16 protein-coding genes are annotated in these 17,931 nt (G+C 43.4%); 6 read left to right on the top strand and 10 right to left on the bottom strand.

Features of this window, described 5'->3' with window-relative positions; genetic code table 11:
* Positions 1 to 247 precede the first annotated feature (247 nt).
* A complete protein-coding gene (gene rdgB, locus JMX89_RS10015; RefSeq protein ID WP_227673072.1) occupies positions 248 to 910 on the bottom strand; it encodes an RdgB/HAM1 family non-canonical purine NTP pyrophosphatase in 663 nt (220 codons plus the stop codon).
* 457 nt (positions 911 to 1,367) lie between these two features.
* On the opposite strand from rdgB, the gene JMX89_RS10010 reads away from it, so the two are divergent.
* Complete coding sequence (locus tag JMX89_RS10010; RefSeq protein WP_201531985.1) at positions 1,368 to 1,997, top strand: superoxide dismutase; 630 nt, start codon at positions 1,368 to 1,370, stop codon at positions 1,995 to 1,997.
* A gap of 92 nt (positions 1,998 to 2,089) precedes the next feature.
* Here JMX89_RS10010 and JMX89_RS10005 read toward each other — a convergent pair whose 3' ends face one another.
* The 3 genes from JMX89_RS10005 to JMX89_RS09995 are packed head-to-tail and all read right to left on the bottom strand — an operon-like array spanning position 2,090 to position 4,852.
* Positions 2,090 to 2,866, bottom strand: a complete 777-nt coding sequence (locus JMX89_RS10005; protein ID WP_201531984.1) for a hypothetical protein — start codon at positions 2,864 to 2,866, stop codon at positions 2,090 to 2,092.
* Positions 2,866 to 3,684, bottom strand: coding sequence for a DUF72 domain-containing protein (locus JMX89_RS10000; protein ID WP_201551464.1), 819 nt, complete (start codon positions 3,682 to 3,684; stop codon positions 2,866 to 2,868). Before JMX89_RS10000 ends, JMX89_RS10005 begins: the two co-directional genes overlap by 1 nt.
* A 40-nt stretch (positions 3,685 to 3,724) precedes the next feature.
* Positions 3,725 to 4,852: a polyprenyl synthetase family protein gene (locus JMX89_RS09995; RefSeq protein ID WP_413786921.1), complete on the bottom strand. Its 1,128-nt coding sequence runs from the start codon at positions 4,850 to 4,852 to the stop codon at positions 3,725 to 3,727.
* A gap of 710 nt (positions 4,853 to 5,562) precedes the next feature.
* Here JMX89_RS09995 and fadB point away from each other — a divergent pair.
* From fadB to JMX89_RS09975, 4 genes are all read left to right on the top strand, one after another.
* Positions 5,563 to 7,722 (top strand): fatty acid oxidation complex subunit alpha FadB, encoded by a 2,160-nt coding sequence (gene fadB, locus JMX89_RS09990; protein ID WP_201551462.1) that lies wholly within the window; start codon positions 5,563 to 5,565, stop codon positions 7,720 to 7,722.
* 144 nt (positions 7,723 to 7,866) lie between these two features.
* Positions 7,867 to 9,039, top strand: coding sequence for an acetyl-CoA C-acyltransferase FadA (gene fadA, locus JMX89_RS09985; protein WP_201551460.1), 1,173 nt, complete (start codon positions 7,867 to 7,869; stop codon positions 9,037 to 9,039).
* Positions 9,040 to 9,286: 247 nt separating this feature from the next.
* Positions 9,287 to 9,862 (top strand): isochorismatase family protein, encoded by a 576-nt coding sequence (locus tag JMX89_RS09980; protein WP_201551458.1) that lies wholly within the window; start codon positions 9,287 to 9,289, stop codon positions 9,860 to 9,862.
* A 185-nt stretch (positions 9,863 to 10,047) separates the two neighbouring features.
* Positions 10,048 to 10,677 carry an HD domain-containing protein gene (locus JMX89_RS09975; protein WP_201531979.1) on the top strand — a complete coding sequence of 210 codons (630 nt, stop codon included), beginning with the start codon at positions 10,048 to 10,050 and terminating at the stop codon, positions 10,675 to 10,677.
* Positions 10,678 to 10,781: 104 nt separating this feature from the next.
* Here the strand turns inward: JMX89_RS09975 and phoU are convergent, their stop codons facing one another.
* From phoU to asd, 6 genes are all read right to left on the bottom strand, one after another.
* Positions 10,782 to 11,513 (bottom strand): phosphate signaling complex protein PhoU, encoded by a 732-nt coding sequence (gene phoU / locus JMX89_RS09970; RefSeq protein ID WP_011514533.1) that lies wholly within the window; start codon positions 11,511 to 11,513, stop codon positions 10,782 to 10,784.
* A 215-nt stretch (positions 11,514 to 11,728) separates the two neighbouring features.
* Positions 11,729 to 12,664, bottom strand: a complete 936-nt coding sequence (pstB, locus tag JMX89_RS09965) for a phosphate ABC transporter ATP-binding protein PstB (protein WP_201531978.1) — start codon at positions 12,662 to 12,664, stop codon at positions 11,729 to 11,731.
* Positions 12,665 to 12,763: 99 nt separating this feature from the next.
* A complete protein-coding gene (gene pstA / locus JMX89_RS09960; RefSeq protein WP_201531977.1) occupies positions 12,764 to 13,678 on the bottom strand; it encodes a phosphate ABC transporter permease PstA in 915 nt (304 codons plus the stop codon).
* Positions 13,679 to 13,761: 83 nt separating this feature from the next.
* Positions 13,762 to 14,712 carry a phosphate ABC transporter permease subunit PstC gene (gene pstC / locus JMX89_RS09955; RefSeq protein ID WP_011514530.1) on the bottom strand — a complete coding sequence of 317 codons (951 nt, stop codon included), beginning with the start codon at positions 14,710 to 14,712 and terminating at the stop codon, positions 13,762 to 13,764.
* Between the two features lie 189 nt (positions 14,713 to 14,901).
* Positions 14,902 to 16,056 carry a phosphate ABC transporter substrate-binding protein PstS gene (pstS, locus tag JMX89_RS09950; protein WP_149409984.1) on the bottom strand — a complete coding sequence of 385 codons (1,155 nt, stop codon included), beginning with the start codon at positions 16,054 to 16,056 and terminating at the stop codon, positions 14,902 to 14,904.
* A gap of 300 nt (positions 16,057 to 16,356) precedes the next feature.
* Positions 16,357 to 17,190 carry an archaetidylserine decarboxylase gene (gene asd / locus JMX89_RS09945; RefSeq protein WP_201531976.1) on the bottom strand — a complete coding sequence of 278 codons (834 nt, stop codon included), beginning with the start codon at positions 17,188 to 17,190 and terminating at the stop codon, positions 16,357 to 16,359.
* A 186-nt stretch (positions 17,191 to 17,376) separates the two neighbouring features.
* On the opposite strand from asd, the gene dtd reads away from it, so the two are divergent.
* Positions 17,377 to 17,832: a D-aminoacyl-tRNA deacylase gene (gene dtd, locus JMX89_RS09940; protein ID WP_201531975.1), complete on the top strand. Its 456-nt coding sequence runs from the start codon at positions 17,377 to 17,379 to the stop codon at positions 17,830 to 17,832.
* Positions 17,833 to 17,931 lie beyond the last annotated feature (99 nt).

Below are 17,931 nucleotides of genomic sequence, written 5' to 3'. Positions count from 1 at the left end.
AATAGGTCGCATAATAACGCTTTTTGGCGAATAATACAGACAATTAACGGCTTTCAACAAAATTTTAAAAGTAGAACAGTATAATCTATCTGTTTATTAAAGTAAAAATTATCTGTTTTGTCGTTTACGCGGTATCAATTTACTATATCAGTCATCTCATTTAAAGTACGTCTTGTATGTCTACGCCTGATTTACTGATGTGAGGATTAAATGGCATCAAATTGGATAACTACAAGAGATAAGCGTCTTATAAAGGCAATTGCGCCAATAACTGCTTGATCGCCTGACCGCGATGGCTGATGCTATTTTTATCCGCAGCGCTGAGGGTTGCAGCCGTCGCCTGCAGCTCTGGTAACCAGAACAGTGGATCATAACCAAAGCCACCTTCACCATGTGGCAACTCTAAAATCTCACCGTGCCATAAACCTTGCGCGATAATTGGTAGCGGATCATCAGCATGGCGCACCATCGCTAGTACGCAAACGAACATGCTCTTAATAGCAGTATCAGGCTGTGCTGCGCGGATAGGCTGCAAGTCAGCGATAAGCTTTTCATTATTCTTACTATCGTTACCATGCTCACCGGCATAGCGCGCCGAATAAATACCGGGTGCATTACCCAATACTGGCACACAAAGTCCAGAATCGTCGGCAATCGCAGGCAATCCACTAATACGGCTAGCATGACGGGCTTTTATAATGGCATTTTCGATAAAACTCAAGCCATCTTCAATCGCATCGTCGATATCGAGCTGTCCTTGTGGTATTACTGTCACATCCAAATCTGCTTCCGAAAATAGTCTTGTGAACTCAGCAAGCTTGCCTTTATTATTGCTGGCGAGTACCCATTGCTTGTGAGATGTAGATTGGGTCAAGGGTCGCGATGTGTGTAGTGTATTGATAGCACTCATAGAGAATATTCCGTCGTGTCGTTAGATCTAAACAAAAAATAGTGATTTATATTAAGGTACTATTTTTATAATTTTTTTGTTTGCTGTTCACAAGCAATACTGATTGCGCTGTGCATAACATTTGGTAACTGGTATTTGTCGCCACTATTGCTATAATAGATGCCAAGCTACAGTGAATTATATCTTATAGCTTGTGAATATTTGGTTAATAAAGGCTGACAAAGTCAAGTGTTTGGCTTTTGAGCCAAGAGCAAGAAAAGAATAATAGTTAATTTTGGATTCATAATAATACGTGATACTGTGTTCAGCAATACAATGTATTAATCGATAAAATTCATTTCAAACAATAAACTCAGCCAATTTAGCCAGCTATTTTATAGGGTTTTTTGCGTGTTAAAAATAGCGTAAAATTCAGTTTCCATAAAATAACAGCTAAAACAGCAAGGATAAAATAACTATGTCAAAGATTACTTTACCAGACTTACCATATGCAAAAGATGCTTTAGAACCGCACATCAGTGCTGAAACTTTAGAGTTCCATCATGATAAGCATCACAATGCATACGTGACTAAGCTTAACGAGTTGCTACCAGGTTCTGGTCTAGAAGACAAAACGTTGTCAGAAATCATCGTAGCAATAGCTAAAGACGACAGCAAGCAAGGGATGTTTAACCAAGCAGCCCAAGTGTGGAACCACACGTTCTACTGGAATTGCATGACGCCAACTAACGGCGGTGGCGAACCTACTGGCGATCTAAAAGCTAAAATCGAAGAAGACTTCGGCAGCTATGACAAGTTCCGTGAAGAGTTCAAAAACGCAGCATTGACTCAGTTCGGTTCTGGTTGGGCATGGCTAGTCGCTGATAAAGTCGGTGGCAAATTGTCTATCGCCAAAACAGCTAACGCTGACACGCCACTTGCACATGACCAAATCGCGGTATTGACTTGCGATGTATGGGAACATGCGTACTACATCGATTATCGTAACCGTCGTCCTGACTATGTTGATACGTTCCTAGACAAACTAGTGAACTGGGACTACGCAAACGCAAAATATAAAGGTCAAGATGCTGGTGTTGAAGAGTAATCTTTAACGACTAAGATTTTGATTAATAAAAAAGGACGCTGAGAGGCGTCCTTTTTTTTGTTTGAAATTTGACTAAAAGTAACTAAAAGTAACTACCAGTACTCAGCGCCAAGAATCTGAGTATCAGTAAGGTACTTGTCTGAGGTATCAATTATCTCAGTAGCTTTATCAATTATACTTTCAATTATTTTCTGCTCTTTTCTATCTAAATAATGTTTGGTAATAACGGTTTCGTAATGAGCAGGATAATGTAGCGTTGCCGAATAATGAATACATATCTTGCTCTCTTCACATGAAAGGATAAGCTCTAAACCAGTCTCGCCCTCTGATCCGCTAAGATATAAAAACTTTCCTAAAGAGTATTTTTGAATATATTGAGCATCTTGCCATTGAACTCTTGAAGAACCATCACCCTGACCGACCGAAGATAAAGAAGATATTCTATTTAAAGGCGCTTCAAAGAAGTAATCAACTAGACTTGAACGTTTGCTGACTTTAAAGTTAAAATTTATTTCACGGGTTTCATGATCTGAGTAACGATCGGTTAAAATGCCTTCTATAACATAGGACTTCAAAATTTCAGAAGGACGCTTGTCGTACCAGCCATTAAGATCGGAATGAGGCGGTTGCCATAATATGAGTGCTTGTCCATCTTGAGTAAAATCTTCGTTTTCTTCGAGTTTTATAGGATATGTTTTTCCAACTTCTGGTAGTAAATCCTCTAGCTCGATAGTATCTTCCCAACTTGCATCCCAACATAACTTTGACCATTGCATCGTTTGTAAAAGCTGAATAGCTTTTGCTTGCTCATGATCTGGTTCTTTATGAGACCGAAAAAAACCAATTAAATTCGCTAGTCTTATCGACATTACAGCACCTCAAACCCAAACTTACCCAACGCCTCTCTCAGCATCGCAATATTATAATAAGCATGCGCGTTGACCGTATTTTGGAAGAAAACATATAACGTATCAAAATGCTGACGCTGATTGGCAATCGCTTGCGCCCAGTCCTGCATCTCCGCTTCGCTATAACGATAATCATGACGGTCAGCGGCACTCATCGCATCCCACCAGTTTAGATTATTGCCATGCATACGCAGATAGCCCGTGCGCTGAGTGAATATCAATCGTGATGGTGGAAGACCGCTGATTTTGGGGTAATCGACGCTACACCAAATCAAGCCTTGTTTAACAAAACTATCAACCACTTGCGGGGTATGCCAGCCATTATGGCGAAACTCAACGGCTAGTGGATAATCTTGAAACCAGCTGACAAGGTTTGCCAGATATAGACGATGCTCGCGGGTACGGTCAAAGCCATGTGGGAATTGCAGCAGTAATGGCGCGAGCGCATTGGCTTCGATCAGTGGTGTGAGGGCAGTAAGAAACGCTTGCGCGTGATCGCTAGTGCCCTTACGCGCATGAGTAAAGTCTTGATGCAGCTTGACCGCGAACTTCAACTCACTGTCTGCTTGCACATAGGCTTTATCGACCATACCTGCAAAGGCTTTTTGTCCAATGGGTGCGTAAAAAGTGCTATTAATCTCAACTGCGCCATATTGCTTGGCATATTCACGTAAGAAGTCCGTTTTTTTGGTACCCGTTGGATACAGCGTACCAAGCAGATCGGTATCGCTATAGCCGCCCGTGCCGAGGTAGATACGCTGAGTAGGGGTACTTTCCATGTTGACCACCCTTTATCGTTTTTAATGTTTATTGCTGAGCTTATTTTTTACGTGACCATAGCCATTCAATGAGTGCCAATAAGGCGTTGGTGTCCTTATTAGCGCTTAACTCACGACTATTTAATTCACGATTAAGCGCTGCGCGGCCATCATTAAATAGCGATTGCGCATAGTGGGTCGCTTGCTCAACGCCCATCAGTTTCACATAGGTAGATTTGTCTAACTTTTCATCGCTGCCTGCAGGTTTGCCGAGGGTATCGGTGCTGGTGGTCACATCTAAGATATCGTCTTGGACTTGAAAAGCCAGACCAATATGCTGGGCGCAATCTTGCAAAGCAATACGCTGCGGCGCCGTCGCACCTGCACAGATGCCGCCCATGAGCATCGCCGCTTCAATCAACGCACCTGTTTTGTCACGGTGGATGGCTTCTAAATCACTTTGCGTGATATCAGTGCTGGCTTCGGCATTGAGGTCGAGCATTTGCCCAGCAACCATGCGCCGTGCACGCGGGGCAAAGATAGCAAATAACTGACTTGCGATAGCTGAATCAAAAGGCGCAAAGGTTGGCAGCTCCGCAGTCAATACTTCAAAAGCAAGCGTCTGTAGTACGTCACCAGCGAGCAGGGCGGTTGATTCTTCAAAGACAATATGAGCAGTTGGCTGACCACGGCGCAGCTCGTCATCGTCCATACATGGCAAGTCATCATGCACCAGCGAATAAGTATGCAGCAGCTCCACCGCCAACGCTGCACGGCGCGCCATATCGTAATCGGAGTCGTTTTCTAGTAGTGATTCTAAATCGCTATTTTGCTGAATTTGCTTAGCTTCTTTATCAGTGCTTTTATCGACATATTCATCAGCCCTATTAACGTCGTCATTCGCATTGCTTCGATTGACACTATCAAAGGCGCTGGCGACCAATAACGGCCGTACCAATTTACCCTGACCGGTCATCACATAACGGCAGGCATCAAGCAGCGGACTTGGCAGCTCAGCGTAAGCAAATAGCATCTCGATATCTTGCGCCAGTTGCGCGCGCACGGCGCTATGAAATTGCTCAGTATTATTATTAAAGCTCGCAAAAGGTACCGTTGTTGAAACAGTGTTTGAAGCTGTTGTTGAAGACATAGGGCTTGGCATAGAAGTAGAAGCAGGGGAAACAGTCATAATCCAACCATTAATCAGGTGAATAATAAAAATAGCGCTAGTGTAGCATGATAGATTATATTCCTTATGCTACGAGTATTATCAATGACGTATTTTTGGCGGTTTAATGTTAAAAATTGGCGTAAAAAAGCCCGTTGAATAGGTGTAATAATGCAACAAACCCTTGTTACCTATTATTGATTTAACTTGACGGTTAGATGTGTTTTGATAATAAAGGCTAATTCTTATCTTAAATCTCAGTATACAGGCGGACACCTAAAGCACCTTGGCCGCAAGGTAAAGGGTTGGTGTCGACTTAAGAGTGACTTGCGAGTATGGTATTAGCTTGTGACAGTCGGGGGTATAATCCCCTACACTAATTGGCGTGAAATTGGTCTGGCACTTAGCGCATAGGTTTTTAGCCTGATTTAAGTGACTGATCATCTCAATGCTCAGTCAGTGTTTATAACATCAGTACCGGTAACAATCGTATATAAATAAAGCGCCGTATTCAGTTGTGCTAACACGGTAACATTCGGCATAAAACATGAATATATAAGCATGAGCGCTGGATAATAAAGACATCTGCACTGCTTACTTTATACTGACTTTATAAGGCAGTATGTTGGCAGTGTTATTACTCGTTTTACTAACAATAACTGGCTATGTGCTTTAATTTTAAAACTTTTAATTTTAAAACGTAGCTTTCGTTATATAGCAAGGAGTTTCAAATGGTATACCAAGGAAATCGCATCACGGTGACAATGCTAGAGGATGGCATCGCCAACATGCAGTACAACGCCGAAAATGAGAGCGTGAATAAGTTTGATGCTGAGACCAATAAGCAATTTGGCGAAGCGGTTACTGCTTTAGAAAAAGCCGATAACGTAAAGGGTCTTATCGTGACATCAGGCAAAAGCGTCTTTATCGCTGGTGCTGATATCACAGAATTCGTCGGTTCTTTTAAAAAGCCAGAAAGCGAAATCAAAGATTGGGTTGTTAGCATCAATGATGCCTTTAACCGCTTTGAAGATTTGCCGTTTCCAAAAGTAGCGGCCATCAATGGCGCAGCGCTTGGCGGTGGTTGTGAGATGACCTTGGTTTGTGAATACCGTGTCATGAGCGACAAAGCCATTATCGGTCTACCAGAAACCCAGCTCGGTATCTTCCCAGGTTTTGGTGGTACGGTGCGTAGTACGCGTGTGATTGGTATCGACAATGCGCTTGAATTGATCGCCACTGGTACGCCGAAAAAACCACTTGATGCGCTAAAATTAGGCCTAGTCGATGCGACTGTTCCTGCCGATGACTTGCAAGATGCCGCCATTGACCTAGTCAAAAAATGTATCTCAGGTGAGCTTGATTGGCAAGCGAAGCGTGAAGAGAAGCTGAATCCTGTAAAGCTAAACCAGCTTGAGCAAGCGATGGCGTTTAACAGTGCCAAAGGTATGATCTTTGCCAAAGCCAATCCTAAGCAGTACCCAGCGCCAGCAATCGCTATCGAAACCATTGAAAAACACGTCAATTTGCCACGTGATAAAGCAATCGAAGTCGAAGCGGCTGGTTTTGCCAAAGCGGCGAAAACCCCACAAGCAGAAAGCTTGGTCGGTCTGTTCTTAAACGATCAATTGGTCAAAAAATTAGCTAAGCAGCACAGCAAAAAAGCACATGAAATCAATGAAGCGGCGGTACTTGGCGCGGGTATCATGGGCGGCGGTATCGCTTATCAGGCAGCCAGCAAAGGCTTGCCAATCATCATGAAAGACATCAAGTCTGAGCAATTAGACCTTGGTATGGGCGAAGCCAGCAAGCTACTTGGCAAAATGGTTGAACGTGGCAAAATGACCCCAGCAAAAATGGGCGAAACGTTAAGCCGTATCCGTCCGACTTTGAACTATGGTGACTTTGCTGAGACTGACATCGTTATCGAAGCAGTCGTAGAAAATCCAAACGTTAAGCGTGCGGTACTTAAAGAAGTTGAAGGTTTGGTTAAAGACGATTGTATCCTAGCGTCAAACACCTCGACGATTTCTATTACTTATTTAGCAGAAGCACTTGAGCGTCCAGAAAACTTCGTCGGTATGCATTTCTTTAACCCAGTACATCGTATGCCACTCGTCGAAGTTATCCGCGGTGAAAAATCATCAGAAGAAGCGATTGCAACTACAGTTGCGCTAGCGTCTAAAATGGGCAAAGTGCCGGTTGTCGTCAATGACTGCCCAGGTTTCTTGGTCAACCGTGTGTTGTTTCCATACTTTGGTGCTTTTGACTTGCTGCTTAAGCAAGGTGCGGATTTTGCTCATGTCGATAAAGTCATGGAAAAATTCGGCTGGCCAATGGGTCCTGCTTATCTAATCGACGTGGTTGGTTTAGATACGGGCGTACACGGCGCAGAAGTGATGGCAGAAGGTTTCCCTGACCGCATGAAGCCTGATTATAAAGGCGCGATTGAGCATTTATATGAAAACAATCGTTTAGGTCAGAAAAACGGCGTTGGTTTCTATAAGTATGAGACTGACAAACGCGGTAAGCCAAAGAAAGTGGCTGACGAAGCGACTTATGAGCTGCTAAAAGCGACCACGGATAGCGATAAGCAAACCTTCGATGATCAAACCATCATCGACCGCACTATGCTGGCGTTCTGTAATGAAACCGTACGTTGCCTAGAAGACAATATCGTCAGCACGCCATCTGAAGCCGATATGGCGATGATTATGGGCGTTGGTTTCCCGCCATTCCGTGGTGGCCCTTGCCGTTATATCGACCAAATGGGTCTAGATAACTACTTGGCGCTATGCGAAAAATATGCGCACCTTGGTAAAGCCTATGAAGCGCCGCAAAAGATTCGCGATATGGCAGCCGCAGGCGAGACTTTTTACGCCACTGCGTAATGGTCGGTCATTACTAGGATGAAGTGCTGTACCCATGCTTGATAAGGTTATTGATGGTTTATTTATTATCAATAATCTTTTACATCAAATATGACGAGCATTAAGGTATTGCCACTGACAATAAAAATTGAAAAGGAAGATAGTATGACAATTTTAAGTCCAAAAGACGTGGTCATCGTAGATGGCGTACGCTCAGCAATGGGAAAATCTAAAAACGGTATGTTCCGCCACGTTCGCGCTGATAGCATTTCTGCTGAATTGGTCCGTGCCTTAGTTGAGCGTAACGACTTTGACCCACGTGATGTTGAAGACATCATCTGGGGCTGTGTGAACCAGACTTTAGAGCAAGGTTTAAACATCGGTCGTAATATCGGCTTGCTAGCTGATATTCCAAAGACTGCGGGCGGCCAAACGGTGAACCGTCTATGCGGCTCATCTATGCAGGCGCTTCATACAGCTGCCGCGCAAATTATGACCAACCAAGGTGAGGTTTTCATCATCGGTGGTGTTGAGCATATGGGTCACGTTGGTATGATGCATGGCGTTGACTTAAACCCTGAAGCTTCAAAGCACTATGCAAAAGCGTCAAACATGATGGGCTTGACCGCTGAAATGCTGGGCCGTATGAATAACGTCACTCGTGAAGAGCAAGACGCCTTTGGTCTTGAGTCGCATCGCCGTGCATGGGCTGCCACCACAGAAGGTCGTTTTGACAATGAAATCATCGGTATCGAAGGTCATGATGCCGCCGGTCGTTTGCAACTATGTACTGTTGACGAAGTGATTCGCCCAGATGCGACGATGGAGCAAATGCAAAAGCTACGTCCAGCCTTTGATCCAAAAGGCGGTACGGTCACTGCTGCGACCTCATCAGCTCTATCTGACGGTGCGTCAGCGATGCTGGTCATGAGCGCGCAAAAAGCCAAAGATTTGGGTCTAAAACCACGTGCGCGTATTCGCAGCATGGCAGTTGCTGGTTGTGATGCGGCTATAATGGGTTATGGTCCAGTTCCTGCGACCCAAAAAGCCCTAAAACGCGCTGGCATGAGCATCGATGATATGCAAACCATCGAGCTTAACGAAGCGTTTGCAGCTCAAGCACTATCGGTACTTAAAGCCTTGAACTTGACCGACAAGCAAGACATCATCAACGTCAATGGTGGCGCGATTGCCCTAGGTCATCCACTCGGCTGTTCAGGCGCGCGTATCACGGTTACTTTGCTAAACGCCATGGAGCAAATGGATACTGAAATCGGTCTTGCGACTATGTGTATCGGCCTAGGTCAAGGTATCGCGACTGTGATTGAGCGTGTTTAAGCGTTTTAATAAATCTTTTTAGTTTTATATCTTTAAAAAAACCCCTAGTCATGAAGACTAGGGGTTTTTGTGTTGGTCAATTAAAAACTGGTTTTATAATATCCTGTTCATAATTGTTAATAAGATTTATCTTCATTGACCCGCTTAGCAAACTATGACTAAATAAGAATAAGAACAATAACGAAAACACCCATGATAAATCTAACATAGCCTTTAATAATAAGGTCAGTCGTACAAGGAGTGTACTATGTCTACCATGATTACCGATCGCACTTATCGTATCGCCCGCGAAAATACCCAAGCGATGATTATCGATATTCAAGAACGCTTGACGCCACATATCTATGACCACGAAAATATCGTCAAAAAAACCGTCACTCTGATTAAGGGTTTGCAAGCGCTCGATATTCCTCTCATGCTCAATGAGCAGTATAAAAAGGGACTTGGCGATACCTTGCCTGAAATACGCGATGTATTAGAAGGTGACAATGCCAAAAGCTTTGAGAAAGTGACGTTTAGCGCCTGCGATAACGATGATTCGTGGCATTATTTAGCCCAGCAAAATCGTAGTATCGTTTTATTGTTTGGGGTAGAGGCGCATGTTTGCGTGATGCAAACAGCGCTTGATTTACTCGATAATGGTATGCAGCCCGTAATTATTGGTGATGCGGTCGGCTCACGCTTTCCTTATGATAAAAAGCAAGCGATTCGCCGTATTCGCCGCGCTGGTGGGGTCATTAGCACGGTAGAATCCATTCTGTTTGAATTATGCCGCAGCAGTAAAGACCCAGCGTTTAAAACCATTAGTAATTTGATTAAATAGTCTTTTCACTCGATTTAAAATAAAATAGCGCTTACTAACATAAGCGTTATTTTATTTTTATGGTAACGCTAATTAACGATAGGTTAACGTCTTCTTTTATAGCGTTTATAAAATGTATAATAATTGCTTATGCGTAAAGGTAAAATGAAGCGCTATACATTAGTAGAAAAATTAAGAGAATATTTATGTCATCAGCTAATTCCATGTCATTTACTAACCCAACGCTTGCCTCAAACATTGATATAGATCATGTCACTCATTATCTGTTAGAGCTGGATGCGCTTAAACGGGTAAATCGCCGCAGTTACGTGACAGGTACGACTCGTCTAGAAAACTCAGCCGAACATTCTTGGCATCTCGCTATGGCATGTTGGTCAATCGCTGAATTGTTTGAACTTGATGTCAATCATGAAAAGTTACTAAAGCTGGCGCTAGTACATGACTTAGGCGAGATTGATGCCGGTGATACTTTTTTATATGCCGATACACGCACTGATGCGCACGTTGAAGAGCGAGCTGGCATTGCGCGCTTACAAGCTGAGCATGGTAATGGCATTAAAGATTTAAATGAGATTTGGGAAGAACAGGAAACTGGCAGCAGCAAAGAAACCCAGCTGCTGAAAGTGGTTGATCGCTTGTTGCCGTTTTTGCTTAATTTAAATACCAACGGAAAAACGTGGCTTGAGTCTAGCGTTACGCGCTCGCAAGTAGCTGGCGCGCATGCCTTTATTAAAGACAGCTTTCCGAGTATTTATGAGTGGCAGGCACGGCAGATTGAATTTGCCACCGCGCAGGGCTGGTTGATTGATGGTTAAATTTATAGCAGTATCGCATTACTAAAAGCGTGTATTTTTTATTTTGAATGGACTATGTTTTAAACGGACCATCGTGTGCGATAAAGAAAATGCTATTTAAAATGTCATTTATTACTACCAGCATCCGTGGTTTGCTGGACGATTTTTTCTACTTGCATAAAATTTGTATGCCGCACATCTTTGCCGCTGGTGCAAAAAATAACCAGCTCAGCAATGTTTTTAGCATGATCGCCCACACGTTCTAGGGCGCGCAATACCCAAAGTATATTCATCACTCTGGACACGTGGCGGCTGTCTTCCATAATATAGGTCAGCAAGGCTCGAGTGGCAGATTGATACTCTTCATTAACCGCCACATCACTTTGCAATACCGAAAATGCCTGCTGAGGATTCATATGCGAGAAGGCGTCAATCGCATCAAGTAGCATCACGTGCACCTTATTGGATAAATGCTGAACCTCTGAATATCCTCTTGGAGAAGCGCCGTCTTTAATTAATTTGCAGGCCATACGAGCGATTTTTTCGGCTTCATCACCCACACGTTCAAAGTCAACAATACCTTTGCTAACCGCCATCACTAAACGCAAGTCATTTGCTGCGGGTTGGCGCTTGGTGACTAACAAAATGATTTGCTCATCGATTTTAATATCTAGCTGATTAATCAGCTGGTCGTCTGCAATCACTTTTTTCGCGGTCGCTTCATCTGCAGCTATCAAAGCGCGGGTTGCAACCATGACTTGCTCTGCTGCCATGTAACCCATTTGCATAAACAGCTCAATCACATCATGTAAGTCATTATCAAAACCCTTTGATAAATGTTTTTGCGTTATTAGCATGGCGGCTTCCTTATTCTTGTAGATTTAAATAGGATATAAGCATAAAAAATACATCTATAGTCAATCCACTACAAATCAAACACAGTGCTACTGGGATAAGTTTTGCGCCGCCTCTGTCTGCGTAGGCACAGCAAGCAAGAAAAATTTATCCTAGTAGCGCGTTATAATATTTGTACTTATTGTATTTAGGACTGACTATATTTATACAAACTGTTTTAACCATAGCGACCAGTAATATAGTCTTCAGTCGCCTTTTGAGCGGGGTTGGTAAATATCTGATCCGTCTCACCCATCTCTACCATATCGCCCAAATACATATAGGCGGTATAGTCAGAGACGCGTGCCGCTTGCTGCATATTGTGGGTAACGATAGCAATCGTATAGTCGTTTTTTAAATCGGTAATGAGCTCTTCAATTGCGCCTGTCGAGATAGGGTCGAGCGCTGAGGTTGGCTCATCTAGGAGCAGTACTTCAGGTTTTGTCGCCACACCGCGAGCGATACAAAGACGTTGTTGTTGACCACCGGATAACGACAATCCTGATGCACGAAGTTTGTCCTTTACCTCAACCCATAAAGCCGCCTTTTTGAGTGCCCATTCGACACGATTATCCATCTCAGCTTTGCTTAGCTTCTCGTAGAGGCGTACGCCAAATGCCACGTTGTCATAGATGGACATTGGAAATGGCGTCGGTTTTTGAAAGACCATGCCGACTTGTGCGCGTAGCAAGTTCACATCGATGTCTTTGCCCAAGATATTTTTGCCATCGAGGTTGATATTACCTTCTGCACGCATACCGGGATATAGATCATACATACGATTAAACGTACGTAATAGTGTGGATTTACCGCAACCTGAAGGCCCGATAAAGGCAGTCACTTTTTTGTCTGGAATATCAATATTAATATTTTTTAGCGCTTGAAAGTCACCATAATAGAAATTGAGATCTCGAATACTCATCTTGGCAGGCGGCATATGCTGAGGGATATCGGCTACTGTTTGCTGAGTCAAAAAGGCACTGTCAGGCTGCTGCCCTTGATGCTTCTGACTTCCTTGATCTATATTGGAAAATGATTGACCAAATAAACCACGTTGGCTGACGTTTTGCTTATTCTCTTGTTTAACCGCTTTTCTTTCTAGTAAGTCTGTCATCATCATATCCAATTATTTTAGAATGTTGTCAATATAGGTGCTGAACATAAGTGCTAAACGTGCGCTATAAATTGGCTGCTTAGTCAATTCTTAAATCAGCTATCTTGTATGATCTTTACCGCCAATAAAGCGCGCGAGAATATTGACTATCAGTACTGTCATGGTAATCAGTAATGCTGCCGCCCATGCCAATGCATGCCAGTTGTCATAAGGGCTCATGGCAAACTGATAAATAGTGTTCGGTAAGTTTGCCATCGGTTGGCTCATATCGGTACTAAAATACTGATTATTTAACGCAGTAAATAGTAACGGCGCGGTCTCGCCAGTGATACGGGCAAATGCCAATAGCACCCCTGTAGTCAGACCTGCTTTAGCCGCTTTAAGCGTGACCGTGCTGATCAGCTTCCACTTTGGCGTACCGAGTGCATACGCCGCTTCACGTAAAGTATTTGGTACCAGATTGAGCATATTCTCAGTGGTGCGCACGACAATTGGAATCACAATCAAAGCAAGCGCAACTGCACCAGCCCAGCCGGAGAAGCTTTGACCTTTCACCATCAATGCATAAACAAAAAGACCAATCACGATAGAGGGCGCTGACAGCAAGATATCGTTTAAAAAGCGAGTAACTTTACCCAACAAGCTGCCTTGTGAGAACTCCGCTAAATAGATGCCCGCCATCATTCCAATCGGCGTACCAATCGCGAGACCTAACAAGGCGATCATCAATGAACCAATAATAGCGTTACGCAAACCGCCGTCGCCCATAGGCGGTGGTGTATCTGCCATAAATACCGGCATCTCGATTAACCCTTGAAAACCCTCAACAAAAAGCGTCAGCAAAATCCATGTCAGCCAGAACAAACCAAAAGCGATGGCTGAGATGGCAAAACCAAGCCCCAATCTATTGATCAGGCGACGCTTATGATATAAACGCTTGTTGTAGCGGTCTTCAAAGCGTGAAGTCGGCTGGCTGGTTTGGTCGTTATTAGTCGTGACAGTCGCTAAAGTCATTAGGCGTTTGTCCTTTGTTGGTCGAAGGATTGGGTTAAGTGGTTGATTAACATGCTTGCTTTATAACGGGATATTGGCGCTACTTAGTGACCGGCTTTTTGGTCGATACGCATAAGCATTAGCTTAGAGATGGACAAGACAATAAAAGTAATAACAAATAGGATTAAACCCAAATGTAGTAGGGATGCCAAATGCAATTCACTTGATGCTTCGGCAAATTCATTAGCGAGCGCAGAGGTAATCGTTACCCCGGAAGTAAACAGACTTGGGCTGATATTAAAGGCATTACCGATTAAGAAAGTCACAGCCATCGTCTCGCCCAATGCGCGTCCAAGCCCTAAAATCACGCCACCGACCACGCCAGCTTTAGTATAAGGTAAGATAATTTTGAACATCACTTCCCACGTCGTCGCACCCATGCCATACGCAGATTCTTTTAATAAATCAGGCACTACAGAAAAAACATCCCGCATGGTGGCGGCAATAAAAGGAATAATCATAATTGCCAGTACCAAGGAGGCGGTAAACATGCCAAGCCCCATCGGTGCACCAGTGAATACTTGCCCGATAATAGGCAGAGGACCGATGTTTTCAATCAACCATGGCTGAATGTGTTCGCTAAAATACGGCGCAAAGACAAACAAACCCCACATGCCATAAATAATAGAAGGAATACCTGCCAACAGCTCAATGGCGATGCCCAATGGCTTTTTTAAGAAGTTAGGGCACAGTTCGGTCAAAAAGATAGCAATACCAAAGCTCACTGGCACAGCAATAGCGATTGCAATAAGGGAGGTGACAATCGTACCGTAAATAGGTGCAAGCGCCCCGTATTGATCGTTCACTGTATCCCAGTTATTGCTGGTATAAAATCCCAGTCCAAATTCAGTGATACTGGGCCAAGCGCCCACGATTAATGAGAGCAGGATGCCACCAAGTGACAATAGCACCAAGATTGCAAATGCTTTAGTCGCATTGACAAAGATAGCATCGTAACGTTTTTGTTTAGCCAGTTGGGACCTTAAATCATTCATAAGTGTCTCAGCGTTGAATAGAATCAAGTCAAAATAGTAAAAGAGTCAAAATAGTAAAAGAGGTTTTATCACAACAAACTTAAAAAAATCTTTAAATTTTCTGTGATAAAACCTCTCAAACCCCTACCGGAGAATAGTGGTTTGAGAGGTTGGCTCGACAGTGATTATGCAATCACTAGGATAAACAGGTTACTGTGCAGGCTTATAGACAGGTTGGCCGTCGCTGCCTTTGACCTCACTCCATTTTGCTTTAAATAAGGCAACCGCAGTATCAGAGAACGGTACGTAATCAAGCGCCATAGCGTCGTCATCACCTTGCGCATAAGCCCAGTCAAAGAACTTCAATACACCAGCGACTTGTTTGGCATCTTGTGGCTGCTTATGTACTAAGATAAAAGTGGCTGCGGCGATTGGCCAAGCTTGCGCTGTTTCAGAGTTGGTAATGACTTTATAAAAGCCTTCTTGCTGTGACCAATCGATGTCACCTGCTGCTGCAAAGGTTTTGGCAGAAGGTTGTACGACATTGCCCGCAGCATTTTTCAGGGCAACGTGTGCCATACCGTTTTGCTTAGCGTAAGCGTATTCAACATAGCCGATAGAGTTTTTCATACGCGTGACATAGCTCGACACACCTTCATTACCTTTACCACCCGCACCGGTAGCCGACGTTGGCCATTTAACGGTCTTATCGACGCCTACACTGTCATTCCAATCGCTTGACACTTTGGCTAGATAATCAGTGAAGTTAAAGGTTGTACCAGAACCATCTGAGCGAAACACTGTGGTAATGGCAGCGTCTGGTAATTTAAGCTCAGGATTCATAGCCGCGATTGCAGGGTCGTTCCATTTACTAATTTTACCCAGATAAATATCAGCAAGCATTTTGCCATCGAGCTTTAACTGACCGGGCTCAATACCATCGATATTAACAATAGGGACCACGCCACCGATGACGCTTGGGAACTGTATCAGACCGGCTTCGTTCAACTCTTCTGGTGTCATCGGCGCATCAGATGCCCCAAAATCTACGGTCTTAGCAACGATTTGCTTGATACCACCCGATGAGCCAATAGACTGATAGTTCACTTGACCACCTGTGGCTTTATTGTAGGCATCTGACCACTTAGCATAGATAGGCTGTGGAAAAGAAGCACCAGCACCGGTAATACTCATCGATGCACTTTCAGCTGAGCTAGCACTAGCGTCGCTACTCACAGCAGTGTTTGATGGTGCTGTTGTGGCTGCTTCGTCGGTTTTATCGCTCTCGTTGTTGCTAGTCGTTTGGTTACAAGCGGCTAATGTCAAAGTGCTAGCGATTGCTACTGCCATGAATGAATAACGCATTATTTCTCCTAAAATTAATCAATTTTGAGTATCAAGCATTTATAAATAACAATGACAATGGTTTTCTGGGGTTTGCTGAAATGATGCTCTGCGGTTAATAAGGAGATTGTGCCAAATAAATATGACAGTTTGATGACATAAAGCCTTACTATCACAAAAAACGACTGAAAAAAGACAGTGTTAAAAAAACATAAGAAAGGAGTGGGCACAAAAAAAGCATAGGCAGTATTCTGATTACTGTCTATGCTCATTTTTTTCAATATTACTTATTACACAAGTTTTTTACTTAGATAAATGGTATTAGGTTTTAGCGCTACCCAACAGTTGCCCCATTTGAACGATTGAGCCATGCTGCATGGTATCTTGCCAATCCGTTTTTGCTGCTTTTGGCAGTACTACAATTGCGGTTGAACCTAAATAAAAACGACCAAGCTCGTCACCTTTTTTAAAGCTCATATCATGGCCTACTTCTTGAATATCATCGGTACGGCTAATTTTACCCGTCGCGACCGTCTCAATCCCAGCGACAATCATTGCACCGACCATCACTACCGCCGCTTTACCATAGGCGGTATCAAACAGACAGACGAGGCGCTCGTTACGAGCAAACAAATCCGGTACATTAGCAGCCGTGGTATTATTGACCGAAAATAGTGTACCAGGTACATAGCGGGTCTTGGTTAATATACCGTCAAATGGCATATGCACACGGTGATAGTTGCTTGGAGCAAGATAGACCGTAGCAAAACTACCATCCGCAAAATAATCGCCATCTGCGCTATCAGCTAAGAGCTGACCGATATCATAGTCACGACCTTTGGCTTGCAGTAGCTTATGGTCATGAATCTGCCCAAGCTGCGAAATCATGCCATCCGCAGGACTAACAATACCATTGATACTGGCATCGATAATACGGGCATTGTCTTGGAGCTCACGAGTAAAGAAATCATTAAAGCTCTCATAAGCGTTTAGGCTTTGACGCTCATATTCATCTAAGCTAACATCATACGCTTTGGCAAAACTGCGGATAAACGTACGCTTAACCCAAGGGTGGCGACTGGCAGCTAAGCGCCCTGCGACTTTACTGATTTTTTGCTGCGGGACAAATTGCTGTAAGGTAGTAAATACATTCATAATAGATGACCAAAGTAGGGATTAGAAATAGTTATTAAAATAAAAAGTTGTATTAAAAAATCATAGATAGGCAGTTTTATAGCTAGATTTATTTATAAACATAATCATAAGTACCTGCACTGATAATTGTATTTTACCATGGTCCGCAGCAGACTGTATGACCATAATCGTTAAAGGAAGTAAGCAATGAGAGCTCTTATTCAGCGAGTCAAATATGCCAGCGTCAGCGTTGATGGGCAGGAGGTTGGTGCTATTGAGCAAGGTGTGCTGGCATATATCGGCTTGGGCCACGATGATAACCTACAAAGCGCCCAGCGGATGATTGATAAAATCTTGACTTATCGACTCTTTGAAAATGATGACGATCCAGCCAAATACGGTAAACTCGATAAAAATATCCAGCAAGTCGGTGGTGGGCTATTATTGGTCTCACAATTTACTCTGATGGCAAAGACGGATAAAGGTCGCCGCCCTGACTTTGGTAGCGCAATGGCTCCTGATATGGCACAAGCTTTATTTGCACAATTGGTTGATTACGCAAAGACGCAGTATTTAACGGTTGCAACGGGTCAGTTTGGCGCTGATATGCAAGTGTTGAGTGTCAATGATGGACCATTAAACTTTTTATTAGAAGTGCATTAAGTCATTAGCATGGCTACTAAGTATTATAAATTTAAGAGTAAATGTCATTAAGCTGTCATAATTAAGCCCTTTAATAAAGAAACGCTTATTTGCGTTTGT

It is taken from the genome of Psychrobacter sp. DD43 (assembly GCF_904846555.1).
GTDB lineage: Bacteria > Pseudomonadota > Gammaproteobacteria > Pseudomonadales > Moraxellaceae > Psychrobacter > Psychrobacter cryohalolentis.
This window is presented reverse-complemented; position numbering and strand designations above follow the sequence as displayed.